Consider the following 221-nt stretch of genomic DNA (forward strand, 5'->3'; position numbering starts at 1 on the left):
TGAGAATGCGTGAATTAGCCGTTAAACAGAAAATTGCTCTACAGAATCAGGTTCGCGCACTCCTCGCTGAATTTAATATTCACGGATCGTCTGTCAAAGGTAGAGGCGGCTTGAGCGGTGCCGTTCAACGTACATTAGAAGATGCCGACAATGGCTTTAGTATGCCCTTTAGAGATGCGCTTCATGCCACCTGGCAAGCCTGTCTTCTAACGATTAATCGT

Annotated in this window: 1 pseudogene; it reads left to right on the plus strand. The window is 46.6% G+C overall.

Going from position 1 to position 221, the window contains the following annotated elements:
- Window positions 1-221: pseudogene (locus JW499_RS23325) on the plus strand (IS110 family transposase); the annotation flags it as partial.

Origin of the sequence: Amphritea pacifica, from assembly GCF_016924145.1 — a bacterium.
GTDB classification, from domain to species: domain Bacteria; phylum Pseudomonadota; class Gammaproteobacteria; order Pseudomonadales; family Balneatricaceae; genus Amphritea; species Amphritea pacifica.